This is a genomic window from Ignavibacteriales bacterium (assembly GCA_026390595.1).
GTDB lineage: Bacteria > Bacteroidota > Ignavibacteria > UBA10030 > UBA10030 > UBA9647.
Genome location: JAPLFQ010000030.1, coordinates 196,186 through 218,724 on the forward strand (window position 1 = coordinate 196,186; position 22,539 = coordinate 218,724).

A 22,539-nucleotide genomic window follows, 5' to 3' on the forward strand; every position below is an offset into this window, starting at 1 on the left:
AAGAGATTTACCTATCCCGCATCTTTTGATATAAGTTCTCCAGCGCATGAACCGTACGAGCCTGGAGCCTGCGCAGCGGTTTTTCATAGATCAGATACTCTTTGTACACCCCTCCCCATTTTTCTTTGAACCTCCTGATCCCAGCCTCCTTGGAGTTCGACGGATGCGGTTTAACTCCAGCGAGATTGAACGTGTGGCAGCCAAGCTTCTTGGCTTCCAACATCATTTCCCAATGGATCAGATCCTGGGCGGGCAATTTCTCCTCAAAGGCCCTCCTGCTCATGGAGGAGGCGATTTCAGTTGCTGTATCATTGAAGACATACATCCCCAGCGTTGCCACTACTTCGCCATCCGGGGTCTGCGCAACATAATAGTGATGGAGGTTTTCCTTGTTTTCCTCCCACTGCATTCTCTCTGTTATCCAGGGGTTTGGGGTGCGTCCAAATGATCTCTCCATGGCAACGTACGGTATGTAGTACATTTCTTTGAATTGCTCCAACGATGCGATCTTCGTTATCACGAGTCCTGCCTTGCGAGCCTTGGCAATGCTTTGCCTTGCTGCATGTTTCAAGTTATGCCATATCTTGTCCTTGTCATCTTGCAGGTCCACAAGATATGTCGCAGTTTGCCGCGAAGTGTACCCGTGCTCCCTAAAGAGCCTCGCGACATCGTCATCGGCTGACCAAACACTTGTCGGCGGGAAACCAAGCGCAATGATCTTTGACAGATGCCTGTCCGAGAGAAACGTGTCGGCCCACGCGAGGATGGCTTCCAGAGATTCGAGAACCTCAGGTTTGCTGTCAGTATGGAACACCGGGCCATCCATCCACTGCAACCAACCTCTGTAGCTCCCGGAAAGAATCTCGTAGACTCCTCGCTTGATCCTTTGCTGATGTCGGTCCCAAGCGATCTTGTGAAAAGCCAGCAGAGATGCAATGAGTCTGTTTCCATCATTGACCTCGACGAAGATTGGCGTTGCGTGATCGACTTTCTGAATTATCCGGGCCCAGCATCTGGATTGACAGTATCCAGCCTCGCGTCCAGCAGAATTCAGATTCTTCTCCCAGTCAACGACCTCATCGATCGTAGATACTTTGATAGATACCATTTCGGTCAGTCAATGTGAACCAACAACATCCTGCAAACGACTCTGGGTGAATATCAGTACGATGTGTTGCCGACGCGTGATTGCGCAAAATACTTGTTAATTGCCGAGAGAACCTGGTCAATTTCTTGCTCCGCAAGACCCGGGAAACAGGGCAATGTCAGGACCTCTTCGCACACGTTCTCTGTCACGGGCAGCGAAATGTCCTTCAGGAGGAATTTCTGAAAAGGCTGATGGTGATCTGGTATCGGGTAATGGACGTCTGTCGAAACACCATTTGACATAAGCCACCGTGACAGATTCTCTCGTTCCCTTGTGCGGATCACATACAGATGGGATACGTTCGTCAGCTGAAAGTTCTGAGTACAAACCAGCCTGTCCTGCAGTTCAGCAAGCTTCGTTGAATAGATCCTCGCGATCTTCCTCCTGCGACCATTAAGATGATCCAGGAGAGGCAATCTCGACCTTAGGATTGCGGCCTGGATCTCATCCAGGCGACTGTTTCTCCCACCCTTCACTTCAGAACAGTACTTTCCCTTCCATCCATATTGACGCAGTTGTATCAGTTTCGAATATACTTCTTCGCTGCTGGTGACCAAGCATCCTCCGTCCCCTATCCCGCCCAGATTCTTCGTTGGATAAAAACTGAAACAACCGATATCACCCCAGTTCCCGGCCTTCGTGCCATTCAGTACAGCTCCGTGCGCTTGAGCGCAATCCTCGATCAGCGGCAAATTCGTTTTCCTGGACACATCGAGTATGGCAGGCATGTCGGCCATCTGACCATAGAGATGCGTTACGATGATCGCTCTTGTGCACTCACCCATCTTCTCACGGACATCTTCCGGATCCATGGTCATCGTGTCAGCGCATATCTCGACGTACCTTGGCTTTGCGCCCAGGGCGTAGATCGCTGCTGTACTGTACATTCCAGCATTAGCGACAGTTGCCACCTCGTCGCCGGGTCCCACACCCAACGATCGCAGAGCGAGCTCAAGCGCATCTGTCCCATTGCCAACGCCGACGCAGTGTTTCGAACCTATGTATGAGGCGAACTCATCTTCAAAACTCCTGACTTCGGGGCCTAAAATGTACCATCCACTATTATAGACTCTCGCGATCGCGTCTAACTCAGCCTTCTTTTCGGCGTCATCGATGCGAGAAAGGTCGTTGATCGGAATCGTTTTCATTATCAAGCTATCGATTGCCGTGATTGGCCGTTTGCCGTACTGAATTGTTCAAGATACCTTTGTATACCGTTGTTAGCTTCGAAACGATGTTCTGCTCTGAATGATGTTTTCGCACCCAATCATAAGATTGTTCAGATTTGACATGCAGATAGTTTTGAGATATTGAGTTGAGCTCCTTCTGCACGCCAATTTCATCTCTCGCGTTCATAACAGGAATTGCCTCCCCGTACGCTCGCCTTGCATTGTCTTCCGCACAGTAGGCAATTACCGGCCTTGACAATGCCATCGCTTCCAATGCTCCCAAACCGATCGCACCGAGATTGAATTGATCCACGACAACATTTGACGCTTCTATTCTTTGATAGAGGTAGCTTTTGTCTCCGACGGGCACGAATTCAGTTATCTTCTCGATACCGAGTTCCTTTATGAGCGCGTATGTATCCTTTCGATCGACGCCCCAATCGGCGATCTGCAGCTGATAGTTCTGCATCCCACGCGAATGCACAAATTCCGCAAAGCCACGAAAGAAGATGTCGTTTCGCTTCACCGACCTTCTCCTTCGCGATTTCCAATCCAATCGAGCAATCGAGAAAAAGACAACCTTGTCTCTTATAATGTTTAGGGATTTCACAAAACTGTTAGCGTTTATGTTGAATGGCAGAAATGAATGCGGGACATGGTCAAGTTGCAGTTGCTCCAGATAGTCGAATTGGTCAACGTTAACGAGGAAAATGTGCCCGGCCCAACTCAACGCCGACTTGTACAACCTACCTTCCCGCGTTGAAGAGAACGCTAATTCACTGAGATCTGCCCCTGTTGTTAGAGCGGCGAAAGGAATCTTGAACCGTCTGTAGATCTCATATGCTTCAGATTCGTGCCCAGTCTGCGCTTGAACGATGTTACAGGTTCGTGAGATTTCTGAGAATAGATTTGAAAGGGGGATCTGCAGATTTATCCTCCTGAGAAAGAAGTTCAGCACCGCATACCTCTTGAACCTGCGTACAAACTGCTCGCCAGATGCACCCTTGTATTCATATTCCGGATTGCCAGGCCAGAGCTTTGTCAGATAATCATCAGGAACATACAATCGCGCGTTTTCATTGTTACTGTTCAGGAGCCTCACGTAATTGAAACCAACATTACCGAGATTGCCAATCCATGCTAGGTTTATTCCTGACTGACTTTGGTGTGTCATTTTACCGGAGTTTGTTAAGAGTTTCTATTTTCCCAAGGGGCTCGCTCAGTTCAAGTGTCTACAAGTTAGACGGAACAAGGAGGTACCACGCTGAACGACGTACTTATTTCCCTTGGTGCGTCCACTCACGGGCCTTGACCCAAGCACTTTCACCGGCCACGGTCTCATTGCGTTGGGTCACATCGAGTGATAGTGCGGGACCACCCAAGGAGGAGCCAAATTGTTCATTTGGTGGTTGTGAAGTGCAAGCACATGATTCACACGCCGCCCCAGCACGGCAAGGGATTCTTTTTCGATTTCGTCGAAGCAGCCAAGCATGCACTCCATCGCAGTTTTCACTTACCCGCGATACTTTATCGCTCGAACATCATAATCGACGGATGATACAATTATCTCTTCATCATTTTCTGCGATAAGGGTTCCCGGGCGTTGGTCAGACCTGGCCGCCAGGATTTCGCTCATCGCAACAGATTTCCCGAACAACTCCGGTAGTTGGTACTCCTTGAAACTGTAACCACGAATCTGGTTGTGAATCTCGAAAGCTGTCTTGTTCAGATCTATCCTGATGTTCGCGAAGTCGATGCTCTTCCTTGAATAGAAGCTCGAGCCGATAGACGGTTGTTGCCTTGGTTCATAGTCACCATTGATGAGCCCGAATAGAGTCTCGATCACCAGATTCGTTCCCACCTTGATATATTTGAAGTAGAGATCTCTCGCGGTCTCGGTGGGACTAATCTGGATCCGCCGCTGAAACAGTATATCCCCCGTATCGATTCCTCGATCGATCAAGTGGAGCGTGACACCGCTGTGATCTTCTCCATTGAGTATGGGCCAAACAGATGTAAAGGCCCCCTTGTACTCAGGGAGCAATGAAAAATGGACGTTGAAGAGCTTCTTCGATCGGAAGTAGGTTGGGACCAATAATCTGTCGTACTCCAACGATAGAAACAACAGATCCTCCACATCATACAGATCGTGCAGCGTTGTCACACCCACATCAATTGCCCTGGCTGCCTTAAGCAGCGACTTCTGCCAATCGTCGTTTCCGTTATCGGTGCCGTTGGGCAGAGCTCTTACAGATTCCTTGGGGTAGTTTGCCACAAGAAAATGAAGTACGTCCACCGCGATATCGTTCTTACCTGCGACACAAATCACCATTCAGGACCATCCCTTCGAGGAGCATACGTGACAATCCTCAGAGTTTCCTAAACACATCATAGTCTCTGATGTAGTCTTCTTTTTCGTACTTCGATGATGCGAGAACCAACTGAACGGCATTATGTGAGTACCGCATCGTATGCCAACAGTACTTTGGGATATACAACCCACGAAAAGGCTGATCCAATGGAAAAGACTCTGTGTATCCGTCCGGCATTTCCGTTCTCACGAGGATCCTGCCAGCCGCAGCGAGAAGCAACATTTCCGTCGAATGATGTGCATGACCTCCTCGCTCCACGCTTTCTGGCGTGAAATACGTCCAGAAGACGCGTTTGATTTCGAAGGGAACGTGCTGGCCGACCTCAGCTATCGAAATGTACCCGATCGAGGATTCGCCTACCTTCGCGAATTCCATCAAACAGGGACGGGTTGGATGTTGCATGCTCTTCTCCGGTGATTAATATTGCCATTGGAACCCGAGGTGCAGACCGTGCTGAAAGACAGCCCGAGAACAAAACCTTTCAATCCCACGAGGGAATGATGTACCAGCTTCAAGTCCATCCAGTCTTATTCTCTTCTAACAATCGAGCAGTTCGAATGAGTTGGCACTCACTGCGATGCTGGGCCTATCACCACTTGATTCTGGACACTCCCCCCCAACAATCGGATTGTCGATCACATCCATGCGACATCGGCGTTACCGGCTACAGGGGTTTCTGCAGTTTCACATACACGTAGTCAGACTCTCCGATAGCATGGCTTCTCGAGATGATTGAATCCAACCAGATGAAAATGGACACGGAAAATGGGACATAGATCAATGCCGATCTCAGATATTTCACAAAGAAGTTCTCAGACATTTTCCTGAAATGGTAGTAGGAAGGTTTGATATCAATGAACTTGAACGAGGTATTCTCACTGATCATTCGTATCAGGTCGTTTAGACTAAGAAACGAACAATGATTAACCACCTGGTAGTCCTCTTTCATGATACTCGTGGACATCGAGTGATTGAGAATGAACACTCCGCCGGGCCTTAACAATCTTTCCACTTCTTTCAGCACGGCAATCTTGTCACTCAGCTGTAGAATATGAACAAAGACATCATTAGAGACCGCTGCTGAAAAGGACGAACTCTCGCGCGGGACATTCGCAGCGTCACAGTTGTACACGATATCGTAACCAGTTTGTCTTGCCTCTTCGGCTCGCTTTTCGTCCAGTTCGACTCCTATCACTTCCTTGAAGCCAGCCGTTCTGAGGAATCTATGCCAGTTGCCGTGAGATGTGCCAACATCCAAAACCTCGTCCCGGGGCACGTTCTTTAGCATGCATCTGACGATCATCTTATATGTGTTGAAATAGTACTGATTCCATCGCTTCTCGCCATAGTTTCTGTAAGTCGCAGCGGTCCCGCCAATGATACTGAGGTAGTCCAAATGTGTCTTTCCGCTTTGTTTCATCTGAGGGATTTCCTTTTTTCTATCGTCAAACGTGGAGTGTCACCAAGCGGAATACCAAGCTCGGATTAGCAGCCATAATTTGTAAACGTGGCGAGGGATTTTTGATCTCTCAGCATTGGGCCAGCCAGGCCGAGCACGAAAGCATCTGAACACTGATGACGCACGCGGAGGCAGCGCAAGAGCGTACATAGATAGATACGATTGCAGTCTAGGCACAGCGCCACGATCTGACTCCTGGTTCTGCTGTTTTCGCGGGTACTCACCCGAGCAACGAGGAGTACAGATCACGTTCTCGCTGCTCCATCATCTTACCATCCATTTCCCGCAGTCTCCTCCGACCTTGTCGACCCAATTCTTGGGCCAGCGACGGATCATCCAGCAACCTTTTCAGTCCAGCCGAAAAGCCCTCCTCACACGCATCGACAACGATGGCGAGATCATCAAGAACCTCCGGCTTCTCTTCCCACAATGGACGCGCATGTACGACCGGCAGCCCGGTTGACATCGCCTCTAAAGTTCCCATCGACACACCACCACATTGCATCGGATTTGCGAAGATGTCCGCCTGCTGATAATGCTCGTGAATCTTCGCATGAGGGACGGCCTTGATCAGCGTAACTTTTCCCGCTATTCCCAACGAGTCGACGATTTCTATCATTCGGCCGTGGAGGACTCCATCGCCAATGAGCACGAGGTCGACATCCAGGTTCTTCACAGCACGAATAAGCGGTTCGGGATTCTTGACTTCGATCTGTTGATTCACGCTCAACACAACCGGTCGTTTCCGCTTTGATCGAGCAGCCAGGGGCTTGAACCGGTCAGTGTCAATCCGATTGTAGATAACGGTTGTTGGTGACGCGCCATGGCGTCGCGCATAGCGCTCAGCAAATCGATACGCACAAATCACGTGATCAGCGTTGTGAAGGATGTATCGCCGAAACAGCTTGTACCAGATGTACTGCTGCACGGAACCGGATGTAAGCCGAATACGTCCCTGCTTCAGCCAAGATACAAAATCTTCGTCGGGGTTGCTATGCACTGAAATGACCACAGGGACTTTGTTCCGTCGAGCTGACCACACGGCTTGAAGACCCCCCAGGTGTACGCCATGGCCGCGAATCAGGTCGGGTTTGAGACTCTTCACAAGCCGATTCGCCCGATCAAGAAGTGCAGGCAGTTTCAGTGCACTTGGCCGGCCAAGCGGATGGACTGTCAGTCGCGCATCACCAACCAGCTCCTGAGCTTTCGCGGCATCGACATCCTGCTCCGCCGGCGTGATAACATGGATTTCACCAAATAGATTTTCAGGGTTGAAATACCTCGCCTTCACTTCTCCTTTTGCGAAGTAGCTTCCAAGCGGGTCATTTGTGAAGACCGCAAGTCTAAGCATCAGGTTTCGCTTTCGCCGAGATCTGTTTGACCAGTTCATCGTAAGCAAGGATTCTCAATTCGCTCTCCCTTTTCTGAAGATATCGGAGCCCTTTTCCCAGATCAGCCTTCACAAAATCCTGAGGATCTAGATAGAGATTGACATATGAACCATTGTCAATTCCGAACTGAACCAGCCGGGTAAAGAGCTTGTTGAACGAGGCGGCCGATCTATGCCACCCGGTTTGCCCTGTGAAGGGGAGCTTTCTGTGGAACGCATGCCATGAATCGAAGGTCGTAAAGGGATGATCCGGACAAGTGCCAACCGGAAATTCCCAAATCCCTTCCCGTTCCATGAATGGATAGCCGAAGCTCGGTGTGTGAGGTGCAACAGTCGATGAGGAGTAGAGGTACCCGATCTTTCCTAAAATCTCATAAATTGATGTTGCGTACTGGTTACCGAAATGTGGAGTACGGAATCCTACTGGACTGACACCGATATACTTCCGTATCACTTCATCGCATCTTTGGATCTCCACCTCCTGCTCCTGCACTGTGATTTTGTCGAAGTACCGATTCGGGGTGAGCAGAATGTGATTGGGATGGCTGTAAGTATGGTTCACAATCTCATGTCCGGCGTCCGCGAGCAGTTTGTGTTCGGCGGGGAATTTATCGACCAGGATACCCACGACAGCAAAACTCGCCCTTACCCCGTGTTGCTCAAGCAACTCGACAAGCGCCGGGAGCGCCCGGACATCCTCCTCGAAGTCGACGTCAAAGGAAAGCGAGAAACCACATCTCTTCCCGTTCCAGAGAGATACATGTTGTCCCGCAAGCCGATGCAGTTCGCTCGTATACAAGCCCGGACAAACCAGTGAAATGCCATATGACCAGAGGGGGCTTGATGACCTCCCGATGCTTTGCATGAGTTTGTGTCTCAACTCCATTTTCAACTAACCATTTCTGTGATTCTTTGGGCAAACTTGCCTATTTGGTTTTGGAGACTGAACTCAGCTCTCACTTTTCTGATATTCGCTTTGGTCTTTGCAATCTCGCCGTTGTCGACTGCATACCGATACAGGTTATCGGCCAGAGTTTCAATATCAGAGTAATGAGAGACTTTGCCCAAGGAGTATCTTTCGACAAACTGTCTCGCCTCGCCGTCCGGCAGTGCTGCCAGAATAGGTAGTTCATCCTGAATGTAATCAAAGAGCTTTCGCGGCAATGCGTAGTCGTACAACTCGCTCGCCAGAGAAAAGAAACCGACATCATAGGAAGACACTACGTTTTGAACCTGGCCGTACGGCAGGAATCCACCGTAATGAAGCCCCTCGCTGAGCTGATGTCGGAAGAAATGGCGGTAGTAATAGTTTTCAGGGCCATAGAATGTTGCGCTGATTTTGCCTTTCATCTCGGGGTGTTTGTCGAACAACCGGCGAAATGCTTCGCAAAGGACTTCGGGTCTTTGGTGCCGGGAGATCGCACCGGCATAGACAACTCTCGTTTCGGTTCCGGGCATGAGGTTTCCATCAGAGGTACTCCCCTTTTCACGAAGGTTCCTGTACTCATCGTCATACCCGCCGTAGGTTACAATGAATTTCTCGGGAGGCAGACTGTACCTATCCTGAAGCCGTTTTTGCAGGGTTGTCGAAGCAACAGAGACAAGATCCGCCGCCTTCAATGCGCGCTCTTCCATCTCAGCCAGCTTCCTCTTGCGCCAACTCGTTCCAGTTCCGGACGCCTCCAGGAATTCATCCCTGAAGTCGAGGATCAGTGGCCACCCCGTCAGTTCTTTGGCCCATAGGGCCAGCATGATATCTGCAAACGGGGGATACAGTCCAAACAACACACCGCGGGGTTGCTGTGAAATATTCCTGAATCTCTTTCGCACTGCCCAAACCCAATTCATCTGGGCATCAGACAAGAGCCCTAGTTGCGAGAGCACCTCCCCCAGCGCCCACCAATTCCGTGACCGCACGCGATCCACTTCGACTTCGGGCGGGTCATCTGGCATCGATCGATCAAAGACGAATTTGTTGAAGAATCCGTGAGGATTCGCGATGGTAATGACCTTTACTGGAAAACCGTGCTTGGCGAGAGTATGCGCGAAGACCTGGCGGCTGCGCGATCTTGCCAAGGGCGGATAATAGAAACAGAAGAAATGGATCGTCGGCTTTACAGCCATTTGCTCCCCGGCGTGTTGACAGCAAGGTGCTGAGCAGCGATTGATGCTGAATTCAACGTGACGTTTCCGCGCACTACATTGTTAGGCTTATAAGTGTGAATACCACCAATCTCGAGTTCTTCGAACCAACGTATTACTTCTACATGCTTATGATAGTGATTGTAGAACGGATGCCACCAATCGAATGTGTCCGTATGGCAGATTCTCCAATCCGGATTCGGCTTGATGAAAAAACGTATCAACTCATCCAACCCCGGCACATGTCTGCCCAGGACCTGATAGAAGCTGTTCACCGGGACGGCCGCATAGCAGAGCCAATAGAGCAATCCTCTGGGCAAACGGCATGTCACGCGCCGAATGAGTTGCTGAGCAACGTGAGCAGGAGTGAACCAGTTCTGGTATACTTTGATCGAAATGCCCCCCCCTACCTTGCTGAATTTCACCAATCCCTCGAAAGCGCGACGCGTGTCAGGTGTATGGTGCAATACTCCCCACGAATACACCCAATCGAAGATACCCGGCTTGAGAGGAGGATGATGAAGATCGGCCTGGATGATCAGGACGTTTTTGTATCCTTTCAGGATTTCGCGCGCCTTGTGCACGGCAAGACTGAGATCAATCCCCACGACCCTTGTATCCGGGATATCGGCAATCAACTTAAGATGACGACCGTATCCACATCCAGCGTCCAGTACCAGCTTACCCGCGAAATCAGATGGCTTCAGGTCTGGTTCAAAAACATACTGTGAATCGTATGTTAGAAGAAAGCGATGGTATCGTCCCCATTCGTAGCTGAAGCTGTCTTGTATCCGCCCGTGTTTTTTTCGGAAGTTTCGTGTCCGTTCCTTGTCTTCGCTGGAAATTGGAAGCCGGTCTTTGTATTGCTGGAAAAAGTCCGGATAAAGGTCCAATGCATTTGGGACGAAAACGGGGACACCGTTGACGATAGGATACCATGCCCCGGACGCCTCCACCAGGTAGCCGCTCTCGACATCATCACCCTGCTTATCGAAAGCCACAAGTGTCAACGCGCCTCCTGTAATGGGATCCGCCAAGTATTCAGTCCAAGAACTTCTCACTTCATTCCTTATCATGTCGTTCGTGTTCGCCGATTGAGCAGCGTCAATCGGTGAGATGGTTCAACTCGCGTTTCAAGACATTATTTCGCGCCACCAGTGCTCGAAGATCACAAGCGACCAGATGGTCTGGAACAGCAAGGTTGCGTTCGCGCTCCGGGGATCGCTCTGCAGCAACGTGCGCCAAGTGCTCTCGATAAATCTGGGTTGGAAATAACCGCAATGTTGCAGGATTCCGCTGAACAATGAATCCTTGAAGTACGGAGCCCAGCGGCCCTGGGCCAGTCCAATGAGGTGGGCATAGGTCACACCGCTGAAACCAGTCTTATCTCTTCGGTTCACAATCTCATCGGGAATGATGCCTTCCAATGCCCGTCGGAGCAAATACTTCGTAATCTGGCCATTCCGGACTTTCATGTCCGGAGTGAGCCCACCCGCGAATTGGATTAGCTCGTGGTCCAAGAAAGGAGCTCGAATTTCAAGGCCGTACGTCATTCCGGAGATGTCGGGCTGAATCACGGTATACTCCTGCATCCGCGACATCAGGTCCGTATGCAGCCACGCGTCAAAATGAAGGTCCGCATCTGCGTTGGCAAAGACAGATTGAAAATGGGAACACGGATCGCCCGCTGAATCCATGGCTCCCCGGCTAAACAACTCTGTCGTCAGCCAAATATCGCTCGTGGCGATATTGTACGATCTTCTCATCTCATTCGAAAGAGAAAGCGCATACAGAATCATCCCAAACTCTCCACTCACTGCCCGATGAGTATGTGCGAGTCGTTTGCGCATCCATCGGAAGAGTGAGTGCGGTATGAGGTCAAGACTCCGCTGGACGGCAGGCGAGCTGAGTTGCAGAACTTTTTTGTACGTGAGATATCCGCCGAAGACTTCGTCTCCGCCGTTGCCCGAGAGAACAACCTTGACGTGCTCTTTGATGTGCCTGCTCAAGAAGAGACTTACGAGCGTTGTGATAATGGCATGAGGTTCGCCGTAGTGCCGGACCGCGACGGGAAGGATGTTGAGCAAGTCATCTGCGTTATAGAACACGTTGGTGTGTTCGACTCCCAACCTGTCCACCGCCAGCTGGGCAAACTTCCAATCGGGGTCCCTCCCCTCTTCGTCCTCGAAAAATGCACTGAACGTTTGCAGGCGCCCCCCCACATGTCGTTGAGCCAGTGCAGTCACGGCGGTTGAGTCTATGCCGCCAGAAAGCATGCTGCCGATGGGCACGTCACTTACAAGGCGCGTCTTGACAACATCGTCAAGTCGGAAGCGGAGCTCTTCCACCAACTCCGACTCGCTCTTCTGCCACTTCACACGGTACGACGGCTTCCAGTACAACCGTTCGCTCATTTGTCCGTTCGTTATTGTCAGCGTGGTGGCGGGCGGGAGCTTGCGAATTGCCTTGAGCAGACAACCTGGCTGAGGTACGTGAAGAAAATTGAAGTATTGGCGCAGTGCGGTGGGATCGACTTCCCTCGAGAACCCGGGGACGCTGAGAAGAGCCTGAATCTCCGAAGCAAAATAAAGAGTGCTGTTGTGAATTCCGTAGAGAAGGGGCTTCTCTCCGCTCCGGTCTCGCGCGAGGAGCAACCGTTGCTGCCCCGCGTCCCACAAACCGAAGGCGAACATTCCTCTCAGTCTCTCGACGCATTGTTCACCTTCTTCCTCATACAAATGCAGGATGACTTCAGAATCCGTCTGCGATTGAAACAAGTGGCCTCGGTCGATCAGTCCCGCGCGCAATTCCTGGAAGTTGTAAATCTCGCCATTGAACACAAACCAAACACGACCGCTGGTCCGTTGTCGGGCGAAACATTGTTCATTCGACATTGGCTGATGACCAGCAACGCTCAGGTCGATAATGGAGAGTCGCCTATGGCCCAAAGCAACGGTTGGTTCAGCGTAGAGCCCGCTATCATCCGGCCCGCGGTGAGCCTGACAATCGTTCATTCTCCCGACGATCGTCTTGTCCACCGCTTTTCCGACCATACTATACGCGCCGCAAATACCGCACATGTTTTATGTACCCGCCTCACTGCAGCAGTTGATTGCTATCCCGTTGAACCACGCGACCTCGATGAGATTCCTTCACATCTTGGTGAGTGGATCCTTTTTCCTGCACAATCGAGGTTTCTCCGACCGCAACCCACCTCCGTCCGCCCCACACCACTAGCTTGCAGGCTGGCGCAGGACTTCTTTGTAGACCTGATTCATTTTTTCCGCAATGCGATCCCAACTCAGTTCTCCAACCGACACAGCTGCAGCTTCCCCGACTTGGCGCTGCTTGCCCGGATCAGCCAGGACGCTCACAAGTGCGGCCGTCAACTGGCCATCATCACGCGGATCGATAAGATACCCGTTGGAGCCGTGCCGCACCAGATCGGGCAATGCACCTACGGCCGCCACAACAACCGGTCGCCCGATTGACATCGCCTCAATCACTGTGAGTGGAAAGCCCTCCGACAAGGAGGGGAGCGTGAAGACATCGCACGCCTTCATATATTCCGCTACTTCAGCCTGTGTCTTCATCCCCACCAATCTGACATTTGAAGTAATACCGAGTTCTCCGATCAGCTTCTCAACATCGTTCCTGCGATCACCATCTCCAACAAGAGTGAGCGTTGCATCAGGCATTTGACGTACCACCTGTGCGAACGCCCGCATGAGTGTCGGCAGATTTTTCTCAACCGACATCCTCCCAACCCAGAGTATCCCTTTGGTGTGGTCCGCCTTGGAAGTTTTCGAAAAGATCCTGCCGTCCACGCCGTTGTAAATGACAGTCAGTTGCCTGTCGTCGATTCCGATCGACATCAGATCCTTTTTGAGCCTGTCCGAAACGACAACAATCCTGGCTGCCCTATCGAGTATGAAGCGACCAACAGAGCGGAAAACTCTCCCCTTCCGCATGAGAGCTGCATCGCTGCCGTGGACGGTAATGATGAGCGGTTTTCCATACAAGTGCGCGAGAACAAGTCCGACCATCCCGGAGAATATCCACTGAGCGTGCACAACATCGGACATCCGTGCATACTTCATGGCCTTCCTGGCATACATCATAAGAAACGCCGGGAGCTGCACCTTTCCCAGAAACGACTTAAGATCCGACGGAATGCCCGAGTCAGACGCCAGCCGCTGTCGTGCAACCGGTAGCCAGTAGCTAAAACGATGGACCGCGGCACCATAGAGAATCTCATCGTGCTGGCAGCCAACTTCATACGGTGCTATGACGTCGAACTCGGTTCCTGCCTGATGGAGCTCTGTCGTAAGCGACGCAATGAAGATGCCGCTTAAGTCTCCACTCCAACGCGGGAATGACGTCGTAACAACACAGACTCTGATCAACACGATACCTTTTCGGACCAACAATGCATTCGAGAAATCCTGCCAAAGACATGGATCCCGGCATGAACAATCAAAACAAATCTCAGCAACAATAGTGCTTCGACTTCTTCAGAGGACTTCATCACAGCGGAGCACGTTCAAAGCTCCTCGCCACTTCACGGCACGTCGCTTTTCGCACCCCCGAAAATTCGGAGAGCAGATTCTTCACACTTCGAAGCATCCATGATCCAGTTCGTCTCATGAAGAGCTTCTGGTACGCCGTCAGTCCTCCGATCGCTGGAGGGAGAGTCAGCTCATATGGATGGAAGTAGTACAATGAATCTCCGGCCCTCAGAGAACTTCGCAATGCAACCGAAGTCCATGGCCGGCCAATCACGCGAGTTGCAATTCCGGTCGCAGCCGGAAGCCTCAAATAAGGGAATGTCGGGATCGGGATCTCAATCATAGACCCCTCGCCCGGAATAAAAGAATCCGCCGAGAGCCTGTACGGAATCGAAGGGAGCTCTCGAGAATTCTTGAATTTCCCCATCAACTTTCGCGACGGGCAGACCGACGAATCGTACAGGAAGCCTTCCTCTCTCAGAATCGGCACGATCCAATCCTCAATAACAAGGTTTGGTGCGCGGAATCCTACAACCTGTTGTCCGGACAGGTCCTCCAACACGGATTTTGCATCTCTCAATTCCCGCTGAAATGATTCTCGTGTATGCATCCATAGATCGATATGGCGAAAGCTATGACTCGCGATTTCATGCTTCCTGTTGCCGATCTCCCTCACGAGATGGGGATAAGCATGACCGACTTCGCCAAGGATGAAGAATGTCGCCCTTACGTTTTGAGAGTCGAACAGATCGAGGATCTCGTTCGTCGGTCGTTCAATGTCTCCACGGCATCGATCCAATCCATACACTTCTTTGAAGAAAGCCGCGGGCTCCTCCCAGCGCGAGTTCGCAGATCCGGTCGCCCATCGCACGTGATACCACTCATCGAGATCGACGGAAATCACGAGCCGGGATGTCGAGTCACTCATCCGACGTCTTTCCCTTCAGGTCGCGATTGGAGAACATGTCAAACCACATTGCGAAGAACAGGCTTTGGAAGCCCGTCGTCGCAGTGAACAGGAATGCCATCGCGTTCATGCTTGGTGTTGAGTTCTGTGCAAAGAAGAAAAAGAGGAGCCTTACTCCAAGGAGAAAGGCCACAAACAGCAACAAGAATCCGAGACCATAGAAGAGAACGAGCGGGTGAAAGTCGCGAATGATGTACTTCTGCTTCATGCGCCAGATGAAACGCCTGAGGAGCAGAACGGAAAGCGTGAAGACGATACGTTCCAACTTGATCCCTGATTTCTCGCCGATGTTATAAACCGGCGTGACGGGGACATCCACCACTCTGAAATTGAATACGTTGAGTCGGACAAGCAAGTCGTTGGGTTGGCCGTACCTTGGGTACATCTCGTCCCAGTCGATCATCTGCAGCGCCTTCTTGCTGATCGCTGTATATCCGGATTGCGAGTCGGCAACATGCCAGTAACCGGAAGCTATCTTTGTGAGGAATGACAATATTGAGTTTCCGATGTAGCGCGTTCTCGGGATGATTTTCCAAGCATCTCCGGAGAAGAGGCGGTTTCCTTTCGCATAGTCAGTCCAACCACGGACGACGGGATCAACCAGCTTCGCGAGCTCACTCGGATCCATCTGGGCATCCCCCCCCATAACGGCGGCGACGTCGACTCGGTTGTCTCTTGCCCATTTGTAACCGGTAGCGATGGCCCCACCCACGCCGCGGTTTTGCTGATGGTCAATGAGCACGAGCTTTGGATGAGATTTCCGGAGCTTCTCAAGCACCCCTCTCGTTTGGTCTGTGCTGCAATCGTTGACGACGACGACATGGTCAACAAATCTCGGCATCGTCTCCACGACTCGTCCAATGAGCTTTTCCTCGTTGTAGGCGGGAACTACGACTGCGATACATTTCTTCCTATACATATGGTCACTCCAAGGCTTGGCAAATAAGATGGATCGTCTGTCGCGCAGCGCGCTCGCTCCTCGCTCAGCTTGTCAGCCGGTAATAGCTCCCGACGGATTGTCAAGATAGTCACGGATCGGAGTAAACTTGAACTCCTTCAGCAAGCACCTCAGGTAACCCTCGGTCTTGTCGAGATTGTGATACCGGATTATGTGAAAAACGAACCCGGTTTTCAGCCGCGGGACCTCATCATCAAGATCATAGGGGTGAAGATACACCATTCCAGCCCGTCCTCTATTGACGGACTGGCGCAAAGCCCAAAGTGAAATGAATAGAGGCAAGGCGCGCAAATAGAAACCTCCGGCTGAGGGGATTTTCAGCGGCCCGAGCGACCAGGTCTGCGCCGGGAATTCCAGTATCGATTTCCCGGATTGTACGACAATCCTATGAGGGTACGTCGGTGCACCCGGGAAGCCATAAGCGTGGAATCTCGTTGGGAATACACTTGAATCATAGTCCAAACCCATCTCTGCGAGCTCGTCGAACGCCCATGAGCACTCGGGTGTGACTGACCAACTTGCGGCACGGTAGCCTCGCACTTTCGAGCCCGTTATCACCTCGAGGGTATCCAGGGAGCGCCTCACATCTTCACGGAAGCCAGTGCGACCAAGCAGCGGGACGGGTTGATGTTCATACCCGTGCGAAGCAATCTCATGACCGCTCACCGCGATCCGCTTCACAACGTCTGGATGAGCGTGGGCGTATCGACCGACGACGAAGAACGTCGCTTTCACTCCATGTTCACTGAGCAAATTAAGAATGTGATCGACACTTGCTTCTTCCCGAGAAGGATACTTCTCCCAACCGGAGATGTTCCTGTAAATGAATCCTTGGTACCAATCTTCGACATCGAAGGAAAGGAAACTGGAAGACCTTGGTGCGGACTCCTTCATTCTTCCCTCCGCAGCCAAAATGGAAGACTGAAAAGTGCTGGGATGAGGACTGCAAAAAGAGCAAGATCGATGAAAGACAGGAGGACGGCCGATTCCGAAGTAATGGAGATCTTGTTTAACATTATGATGAACACCGCCTCTCTTGTTCCCAGCCCCCCAACAGAGATCGGCAGCAATGAAACGAGGGTTGCAACGGCAAGGCTCAGGCCCAGATATGAAAACGGCGGGTTGAGTCCGATCCCCCGCGCAAGTGCGTAGAATTGACAGAACATACAGAAATATGCGAGTACCGAGAGGCCGAGCATAGGAAGAAAAGTCTTCCCAAGAACCTTGCCAAAATCCATCCTGAACGCTTCCCATCCCTCTGACAGGGTGGCATATGAGGAACTGCTGAGGACTAACCTGAGGAATTTCTTCATCATTTTGAACAACCGCATCCTCTGCGTAAGAACCAACAGGGTCATCAGTGCCAGAACTCCCAGAATCAGACTGATCTCCCAAACCTCAGAGATAAAAACACCTGAGAAATAGAACAAGCCGAAAAGGCTAAGACTCAGAAGAACCGCCAGATCATAGATGCGATCGAGCACGATGCTCACCAAACCTCGTGCGAAAGGAAGGCCGGAACTCTTTGTATAAGTCAGCTTGATGACGTCACCCAATTTCCCTGGAATCACAAGGCCGAAAAATGAGCTCAAGAAGGTTATGCCTATCGTTTTGAAAATGCCGTAATGCACCCGCTGGAGAGTCAATACGGTTCGCCATCTCAGTGCTTTGAAGCAGTAAGTGCCTACCAAGCAGGCAGTCGCAGCAAGGAACCATCGGAAATCGATGGCACTGAATACCTTCACGACTTTCCCGAAATCGAGCTGCAGTATGATATACAGCCACAGTATGATCCCGACAAGCTTGAGCCATTTACCGTACTTCTGCACTCTACTGATCTAGCCTCCTGGATATGCGAGCAAATGACAGATGGTAATACTTACGGGAGAAATTTCCTGAGTTTTGGCCCCAACCAACCTGCGATCGGAAGAGGCAGGAGCATCCATGCGGCACTGAACGCCCTCGCGGCCTTCCCCCTATAAATCTGTGCTGCATCGGTTCGACTCGCGCCTTGCGCGGTCACCCGGATCACCTCGAGAGAAAAAGGAACTGCGCCCCACTGTTTCTTGAAGCTGAATGTCCCTGATCCCTTTCTGCTCCGCCCGAAATCAAACTCTTCGTATCCATTTTCGCAACCGTATCGCAGAACTTCCCAATACAGAAGCATGTTCGGCGACAAATGGTTGAATTGATGAAGTGACGAAGCCCAAGGATCTGCGAGCTTCCGCTGGAACTTGGCGACAACCATCGCAGCAATCGCATGTCGGTCTTTTCGGACAGTCAGCACATCAATTCCTTGTTCTAGATTGCTACAGATCTCTGAGAAGAAGAATCTTGAATGTACTGGAGTACCCAAGCGAGACATGTTCTGAGAGTACACTTCGTAGAAATCATCAAGCTGCTCGATGCCCCACTGGAGTGTAACACCTGAGCGTTCTCCCTTCCTGATGAGATTGCGCACCTTGGAGTCGAAGCTCCGCCAGAGCTTCTCCGCAGAATCGGGCAGTCTCAGCTTGAGCGTACACTCTTCACCGAACGCGGCTTCCTCTCCACACGGTTGCCAGAGTTCGAGTCTCGGGATTCCCTCGATTTGAAGGTACCTCTGAAATATCGACAAAACTGTGTATACATCGTAGTCCGGAGCGAGGAGCGGACCGGCATAGCCAGAAAAAGGCAGACAGATAGCAGAAGGCGAAGCGAACGGTCTCTTGATTGCTACGGCGGGCAACACCGCAATAATTCGCTCGCCTTTTGTAGCTGCGAGATGAAATACTCGAAATCCGTAGGATCGCCCGATCGCAGCAGCCCATCCGTACTGGTGGACATAAGTTGCATCCGGATGCGAGAAGACGAAATCATTCCACTCTTTTATTCTCGCTTCAGGGACATCCTGAACCTCGATCATAGCGCGCCAATTACCGATTGATAAGTTGATCTCTTACACTCAATCGTGCGCCTCATCGCTTCAACCTGAGAAGATTCCTTTTCGTCTCCTCCAGTTGCATCCGGATACGCGTGAACATATCCGCCAACAGCGCAGTAATAGATAAGATTGTCGCGAACAGAAGCATGAACGCACCGATGAATGCCAAGACTTTCGGATAGAATTCCTGCAGAATGATCGAGCTAATCGAGAAATAGAAAAGACAGAGTATGCCGGTCGCGGCCACGACAATCGCAGGTATACCAAAAATCGCGAGAGGACGATAGTCCCTGAAATTTCGAAGCAGTATCAGGCTCGAAAGGAGTGCGTAGCGAACGATGCTCCCTGCAACACGGGATTCTCCGTGTTCCCGGCTGCCGCGTACCTTCACATCAACCTCCATCATTCGGATTCCACGAAACGCCAGGGTGAGGATGACTTCATGGGTGTACGTGAAGTCTCCGATAAGGTCCAGCGCCAGAAGCGACTCCCTCGAGTAGGCCCTGAATCCGCATGACACATCATGAAGTGCCGTTCCCGCTAGCCTGTTGACAATCTGAGCAATGCGACGATTCCCCCAGAACTTGATTTTGGGCATGACCGGGACGTACTCCAGAGTGCGAAATCTCGAGGCAGTTACGAAATCCGATTGGTCCTCGAGGATTGGATTGATGAGTTTTGGCAAATCGTTCGGATCAAATTGCCCGTCACCGTCAATAGTGGCCATTACATCGACACCGGACGCGAGAGCATAGCGAACAGCGGAACGGAAGGCGGCACCCAATCCACGGTTTGCGCCGTGAGAGATCAATGCTGCGCCATGCCCTTTGGCAATCGTCGCCGAACCATCCGTCGAGCCGTCATCCACGACAAGGACTGAAAGCCGCGCACCGCGAATTTTGATCGATCGGACTCGATCAAGAATAGCCCCCAAACTCTCCGCTTCGTTGAGTACCGGGATTGCTACAAGGATCCTCTTCATGCTTTCACTCGGGTTGTATGTGCGTGCATACCGCAAGGAGCCAGGGAAAGGTCGTATAAATTTTCACGTTGGTGAATTCTCTTTCCAAGAGCCTGCGTAGACCCTTTTTACCCCAATGGTTCAAATGGTCGGGAGTATTGCCAAGATCCCTCAGGTATGCACCTCGGGCGATGTTGCCAAGTCTCCACCACGGTTCGAAAGGCACACTTACCAGGACATGGCAGCGAGCCACGCGTGCCAGTTCCTTCACTCCTATTTCGGGCTCAGGAAGGTGCTCAAGAACCTCAAGGGCTATCGCCATGTCTACCTTCTTTGATTTGACCGCAAGCTCCGTGATATCTTGAACAAGCAGTCTGTTTTCCCCTGACCTCTCCCTATTTCGAGACACAAGCTCAGGGACCAGGTCAGACGTGAACAGAGCAATTCCTCTGTCTCGAATGAGGTTCGAAATAATGGAAGTAGAATAACCTTCACCTGAGCCCACTTCCAGTATCGAAGCCAGGTTCCCAAGGAGCGAGTTAATCAGAGTTTCAAGTCTCTTGTAGAACCTGCTCAGCAGGAACCGTATGACAGGGTTACCAGATCTGTAGTTGCTAGCGAAATCAAGGCGTTCGAAATCCCGTGGTGGCATCTATCCCTTTGTCGCGAAGTCCCTGTATGATTTGGTACCTAAAGAGTGTTCAGTAGGAAGGGGTTGGTCTTCTACCAAGTCAAGACATTTCACGCCGTCAGTCCCCAGTTTGTACCGGAAACCGCTTTCGGGGCATGTCCCAATTCCCGATTTATCAAAGTACAATCTGTGGGCGTGACGACTCATCCAGCCAATCAACCTGCCTGGTACACCGACGACCAGCCCATAGTCAGGTACCGCTTTCGTCACAACCGCGCCGGCGGCAATGAACGAATATCGTCCCAGCGTCACGCCGCAAACCACTGTCGCATTGGCACCGACCGTGCAACCACGTCGCAGAGTTGTTCCTTCATAGAGGCTATGTCTGTTTATTTGCGAGCGCGGATTTGAAACGTTTGTGAGAACGCATGACGGCCCAAGGAAAACATCGTCTTCAATAGTGGTGCCCGTGTAGATAGAAACATTGTTCTGTACCTTAACGTTTGAACCAATCACCACATCGTTGGCGACATTGCAGTTCTGACCAAACACACAGTGCTCTCCGATTTTCACCCCTTTCTGTATGTGGCAGAAGTGCCAGATCTTCGTCCCCTCGCCGATGACACAGGGCTCGTCAACGACCGCAGTTTCATGTTTGAAGTATGCCATCAGGCGCTCTCCTTTGGTGTTCCTTTCAGGAAATACGGGTGAGTGTTGTTTCCCATGACCTCCACGGGTGAATGGCGAATAGCGTACGCAAGCTCAATGGAGGCCCTCGCCTCATCAATGCCAAACCCTTGACCCCGCAAAGTCTGTTCATAAACCCGAGTGTGCAAATCCCCGAATCCCTCGGTGAATTCAATTTCCTTGCCATCGATCAGCATCGACCGATAGGTCGACTTCGCCCCGGGCACCGCGACGAACGGGAGATCTGTCGAGGTCACGGAAAGGAACCACGACACATCCGCGTTACGCAGTTCGAGTGAACCGGCCATGCGGTTCCTTTCATTGACATGAACCTCAAAACCCTGGCTCGCGCCAAAGAGCCACAGGAGCAAATCGAAGAAATGGATCCCGATGTTGGTAGCCAGCCCTCCGGAACGTTCCTCAATTCCCTTCCAGGACGTATCATACCAAGGACCTCGCGCCGAAACGTACGTCAGCACAACTTTGTGTCGGTGTCCGGAGGTGTCCTTGGACAATTGTTGCTTCAGCTCAATGAGCAATGGATGGAGCCGAAGTTGAAGGATCGTGAACACGCGCTTGCCAGTTTCCCTCTCCAGTTCCTGCAAGACATCCAGGTTCCACGGGTTTATAACCAGAGGTTTCTCGCAGATGGCATCTGCGCCCGTACGCAGAGCCAAACGAATGTGCGCATCGTGAAGGTAGTTGGGGGAACAAACACTCAAATAATGAACCCTGTAATCTTCCGGTCCGCGTCGCAGTTTTTCAAGATGCCGGTCGAATCGCTCGAATTCTGGAAAGAATCTGACGTCGAAGGAGTAGTGATCGAGCAAGCCAACGGAGTCTCGTGGGTCGGTCGCAGCCACCAGGTGGTTCCCTGTATCCCGAATTGCGCGCAGGTGACGCGGAGCCACATACCCGGCAACTCCGGTGATGGCGAAATTCTTGTTCATCTGAATCTCCTGATCCGAGGCCAGTTCTGGTTTAGTTCGCCGTGGCACCAACCCCATGATATCAGAAAGCTATTTCAGGCACTTGGGGCTGGATGAACTTGTTCAAGTGGCAATATGCAAAAAAAAAACTTCGGATGCACACGCACAGTATGTCTGCAATCGCACCGTCGATTCCAAGGAAGCAGTTTGCCTGGTCATTGATGTTTGGCACCAGGATGTCGTCGCCCCCCCCCGGTCGTGATCGCTTGAACAAGCCGGATGTACATTTCGTCGGA

General features: G+C 51.4%; 21 protein-coding genes. All 21 read right to left on the reverse strand.

What is annotated here, in order from left to right:
• Window positions 1-7: 7 nt before the first annotated feature.
• The 21 genes from NTU47_16785 to NTU47_16885 all read right to left on the reverse strand — a co-directional run bounded on the left by NTU47_16785 (window position 8) and on the right by NTU47_16885 (window position 22,264).
• Window positions 8-1,108 carry a peptidoglycan bridge formation glycyltransferase FemA/FemB family protein gene (locus NTU47_16785; GenBank protein ID MCX6135463.1) on the reverse strand — a complete coding sequence of 367 codons (1,101 nt, stop codon included), beginning with the start codon at window positions 1,106-1,108 and terminating at the stop codon, window positions 8-10.
• A 53-nt stretch (window positions 1,109-1,161) separates the two neighbouring features.
• A complete protein-coding gene (locus NTU47_16790; GenBank protein MCX6135464.1) occupies window positions 1,162-2,295 on the reverse strand; it encodes a DegT/DnrJ/EryC1/StrS family aminotransferase in 1,134 nt (377 codons plus the stop codon).
• A gap of 7 nt (window positions 2,296-2,302) precedes the next feature.
• Window positions 2,303-2,842, reverse strand: coding sequence for a glycosyltransferase (locus NTU47_16795; protein MCX6135465.1), 540 nt, complete (start codon window positions 2,840-2,842; stop codon window positions 2,303-2,305).
• 987 nt (window positions 2,843-3,829) lie between these two features.
• The gene (locus tag NTU47_16800; GenBank protein ID MCX6135466.1) at window positions 3,830-4,648 is read right to left on the reverse strand and encodes a formyltransferase family protein; all 819 of its coding nucleotides are present in this window, start codon (window positions 4,646-4,648) and stop codon (window positions 3,830-3,832) included.
• A gap of 37 nt (window positions 4,649-4,685) precedes the next feature.
• Window positions 4,686-5,090, reverse strand: a complete 405-nt coding sequence (locus NTU47_16805; GenBank protein ID MCX6135467.1) for an FdtA/QdtA family cupin domain-containing protein — start codon at window positions 5,088-5,090, stop codon at window positions 4,686-4,688.
• A gap of 262 nt (window positions 5,091-5,352) precedes the next feature.
• A complete protein-coding gene (locus tag NTU47_16810) occupies window positions 5,353-6,108 on the reverse strand; it encodes a class I SAM-dependent methyltransferase (protein ID MCX6135468.1) in 756 nt (251 codons plus the stop codon).
• 259 nt (window positions 6,109-6,367) lie between these two features.
• The gene (locus NTU47_16815) at window positions 6,368-7,498 is read right to left on the reverse strand and encodes a glycosyltransferase family 4 protein (GenBank protein MCX6135469.1); all 1,131 of its coding nucleotides are present in this window, start codon (window positions 7,496-7,498) and stop codon (window positions 6,368-6,370) included.
• The gene (locus tag NTU47_16820) at window positions 7,491-8,402 is read right to left on the reverse strand and encodes a polysaccharide deacetylase family protein (GenBank protein ID MCX6135470.1); all 912 of its coding nucleotides are present in this window, start codon (window positions 8,400-8,402) and stop codon (window positions 7,491-7,493) included. The genes NTU47_16815 and NTU47_16820 overlap by 8 nt, the downstream gene beginning before the upstream one ends.
• 23 nt (window positions 8,403-8,425) lie before the next feature.
• Complete coding sequence (locus NTU47_16825; GenBank protein MCX6135471.1) at window positions 8,426-9,661, reverse strand: glycosyltransferase; 1,236 nt, start codon at window positions 9,659-9,661, stop codon at window positions 8,426-8,428.
• Window positions 9,652-10,740 carry a class I SAM-dependent methyltransferase gene (locus tag NTU47_16830; GenBank protein ID MCX6135472.1) on the reverse strand — a complete coding sequence of 363 codons (1,089 nt, stop codon included), beginning with the start codon at window positions 10,738-10,740 and terminating at the stop codon, window positions 9,652-9,654. The genes NTU47_16825 and NTU47_16830 overlap by 10 nt, the downstream gene beginning before the upstream one ends.
• A gap of 72 nt (window positions 10,741-10,812) precedes the next feature.
• Complete coding sequence (gene asnB / locus NTU47_16835) at window positions 10,813-12,759, reverse strand: asparagine synthase (glutamine-hydrolyzing) (protein MCX6135473.1); 1,947 nt, start codon at window positions 12,757-12,759, stop codon at window positions 10,813-10,815.
• Between the two features lie 153 nt (window positions 12,760-12,912).
• Window positions 12,913-14,088 (reverse strand): glycosyltransferase, encoded by a 1,176-nt coding sequence (locus NTU47_16840; GenBank protein ID MCX6135474.1) that lies wholly within the window; start codon window positions 14,086-14,088, stop codon window positions 12,913-12,915.
• 118 nt (window positions 14,089-14,206) lie between these two features.
• A complete protein-coding gene (locus NTU47_16845) occupies window positions 14,207-15,115 on the reverse strand; it encodes a polysaccharide deacetylase family protein (protein MCX6135475.1) in 909 nt (302 codons plus the stop codon).
• The gene (locus NTU47_16850) at window positions 15,108-16,073 is read right to left on the reverse strand and encodes a glycosyltransferase family 2 protein (protein MCX6135476.1); all 966 of its coding nucleotides are present in this window, start codon (window positions 16,071-16,073) and stop codon (window positions 15,108-15,110) included. Before NTU47_16850 ends, NTU47_16845 begins: the two co-directional genes overlap by 8 nt.
• Before the next feature lie 72 nt (window positions 16,074-16,145).
• Window positions 16,146-17,006, reverse strand: a complete 861-nt coding sequence (locus NTU47_16855) for a polysaccharide deacetylase family protein (GenBank protein ID MCX6135477.1) — start codon at window positions 17,004-17,006, stop codon at window positions 16,146-16,148.
• Window positions 17,003-17,941, reverse strand: a complete 939-nt coding sequence (locus tag NTU47_16860; protein ID MCX6135478.1) for a lysylphosphatidylglycerol synthase transmembrane domain-containing protein — start codon at window positions 17,939-17,941, stop codon at window positions 17,003-17,005. Before NTU47_16860 ends, NTU47_16855 begins: the two co-directional genes overlap by 4 nt.
• Window positions 17,942-17,991: 50 nt before the next feature.
• Window positions 17,992-19,017: a GNAT family N-acetyltransferase gene (locus tag NTU47_16865; GenBank protein MCX6135479.1), complete on the reverse strand. Its 1,026-nt coding sequence runs from the start codon at window positions 19,015-19,017 to the stop codon at window positions 17,992-17,994.
• Window positions 19,018-19,069: 52 nt separating this feature from the next.
• Window positions 19,070-20,017 (reverse strand): glycosyltransferase family 2 protein, encoded by a 948-nt coding sequence (locus NTU47_16870; GenBank protein MCX6135480.1) that lies wholly within the window; start codon window positions 20,015-20,017, stop codon window positions 19,070-19,072.
• Between the two features lie 4 nt (window positions 20,018-20,021).
• A complete protein-coding gene (locus tag NTU47_16875; GenBank protein MCX6135481.1) occupies window positions 20,022-20,648 on the reverse strand; it encodes a class I SAM-dependent methyltransferase in 627 nt (208 codons plus the stop codon).
• Window positions 20,649-21,296 (reverse strand): acyltransferase, encoded by a 648-nt coding sequence (locus NTU47_16880; protein ID MCX6135482.1) that lies wholly within the window; start codon window positions 21,294-21,296, stop codon window positions 20,649-20,651.
• Window positions 21,296-22,264, reverse strand: coding sequence for a Gfo/Idh/MocA family oxidoreductase (locus NTU47_16885; GenBank protein ID MCX6135483.1), 969 nt, complete (start codon window positions 22,262-22,264; stop codon window positions 21,296-21,298). The genes NTU47_16880 and NTU47_16885 overlap by 1 nt, the downstream gene beginning before the upstream one ends.
• Window positions 22,265-22,539 lie beyond the last annotated feature (275 nt).

Excerpts from the sequence above, each read along its gene's own strand:
- NTU47_16785 (MCX6135463.1), bottom strand. The coding sequence starts at position 1,108 with ATGGTATCTATCAAAGTATCTACGATCGATGAGGTCGTTGACTGGGAG.
- NTU47_16790 (MCX6135464.1), bottom strand. The coding sequence starts at position 2,295 with ATGAAAACGATTCCGATCAACGACCTTTCTCGCATCGATGACGCCGAA.
- NTU47_16800 (MCX6135466.1), bottom strand. The coding sequence starts at position 4,648 with ATGGTGATTTGTGTCGCAGGTAAGAACGATATCGCGGTGGACGTACTT.
- NTU47_16805 (MCX6135467.1), bottom strand. The coding sequence starts at position 5,090 with ATGCAACATCCAACCCGTCCCTGTTTGATGGAATTCGCGAAGGTAGGC.
- NTU47_16810 (MCX6135468.1), bottom strand. The coding sequence starts at position 6,108 with ATGAAACAAAGCGGAAAGACACATTTGGACTACCTCAGTATCATTGGC.
- NTU47_16815 (MCX6135469.1), bottom strand. The coding sequence starts at position 7,498 with ATGCTTAGACTTGCGGTCTTCACAAATGACCCGCTTGGAAGCTACTTC.
- NTU47_16820 (MCX6135470.1), bottom strand. The coding sequence starts at position 8,402 with ATGCAAAGCATCGGGAGGTCATCAAGCCCCCTCTGGTCATATGGCATT.
- NTU47_16825 (MCX6135471.1), bottom strand. The coding sequence starts at position 9,661 with ATGGCTGTAAAGCCGACGATCCATTTCTTCTGTTTCTATTATCCGCCC.
- asnB (MCX6135473.1), bottom strand. The coding sequence starts at position 12,759 with ATGTGCGGTATTTGCGGCGCGTATAGTATGGTCGGAAAAGCGGTGGAC.
- NTU47_16845 (MCX6135475.1), bottom strand. The coding sequence starts at position 15,115 with ATGAGTGACTCGACATCCCGGCTCGTGATTTCCGTCGATCTCGATGAG.
- NTU47_16850 (MCX6135476.1), bottom strand. The coding sequence starts at position 16,073 with ATGTATAGGAAGAAATGTATCGCAGTCGTAGTTCCCGCCTACAACGAG.
- NTU47_16855 (MCX6135477.1), bottom strand. The coding sequence starts at position 17,006 with ATGAAGGAGTCCGCACCAAGGTCTTCCAGTTTCCTTTCCTTCGATGTC.
- NTU47_16865 (MCX6135479.1), bottom strand. The coding sequence starts at position 19,017 with ATGATCGAGGTTCAGGATGTCCCTGAAGCGAGAATAAAAGAGTGGAAT.
- NTU47_16870 (MCX6135480.1), bottom strand. The coding sequence starts at position 20,017 with ATGAAGAGGATCCTTGTAGCAATCCCGGTACTCAACGAAGCGGAGAGT.
- NTU47_16875 (MCX6135481.1), bottom strand. The coding sequence starts at position 20,648 with ATGCCACCACGGGATTTCGAACGCCTTGATTTCGCTAGCAACTACAGA.
- NTU47_16880 (MCX6135482.1), bottom strand. The coding sequence starts at position 21,296 with ATGGCATACTTCAAACATGAAACTGCGGTCGTTGACGAGCCCTGTGTC.
- NTU47_16885 (MCX6135483.1), bottom strand. The coding sequence starts at position 22,264 with ATGAACAAGAATTTCGCCATCACCGGAGTTGCCGGGTATGTGGCTCCG.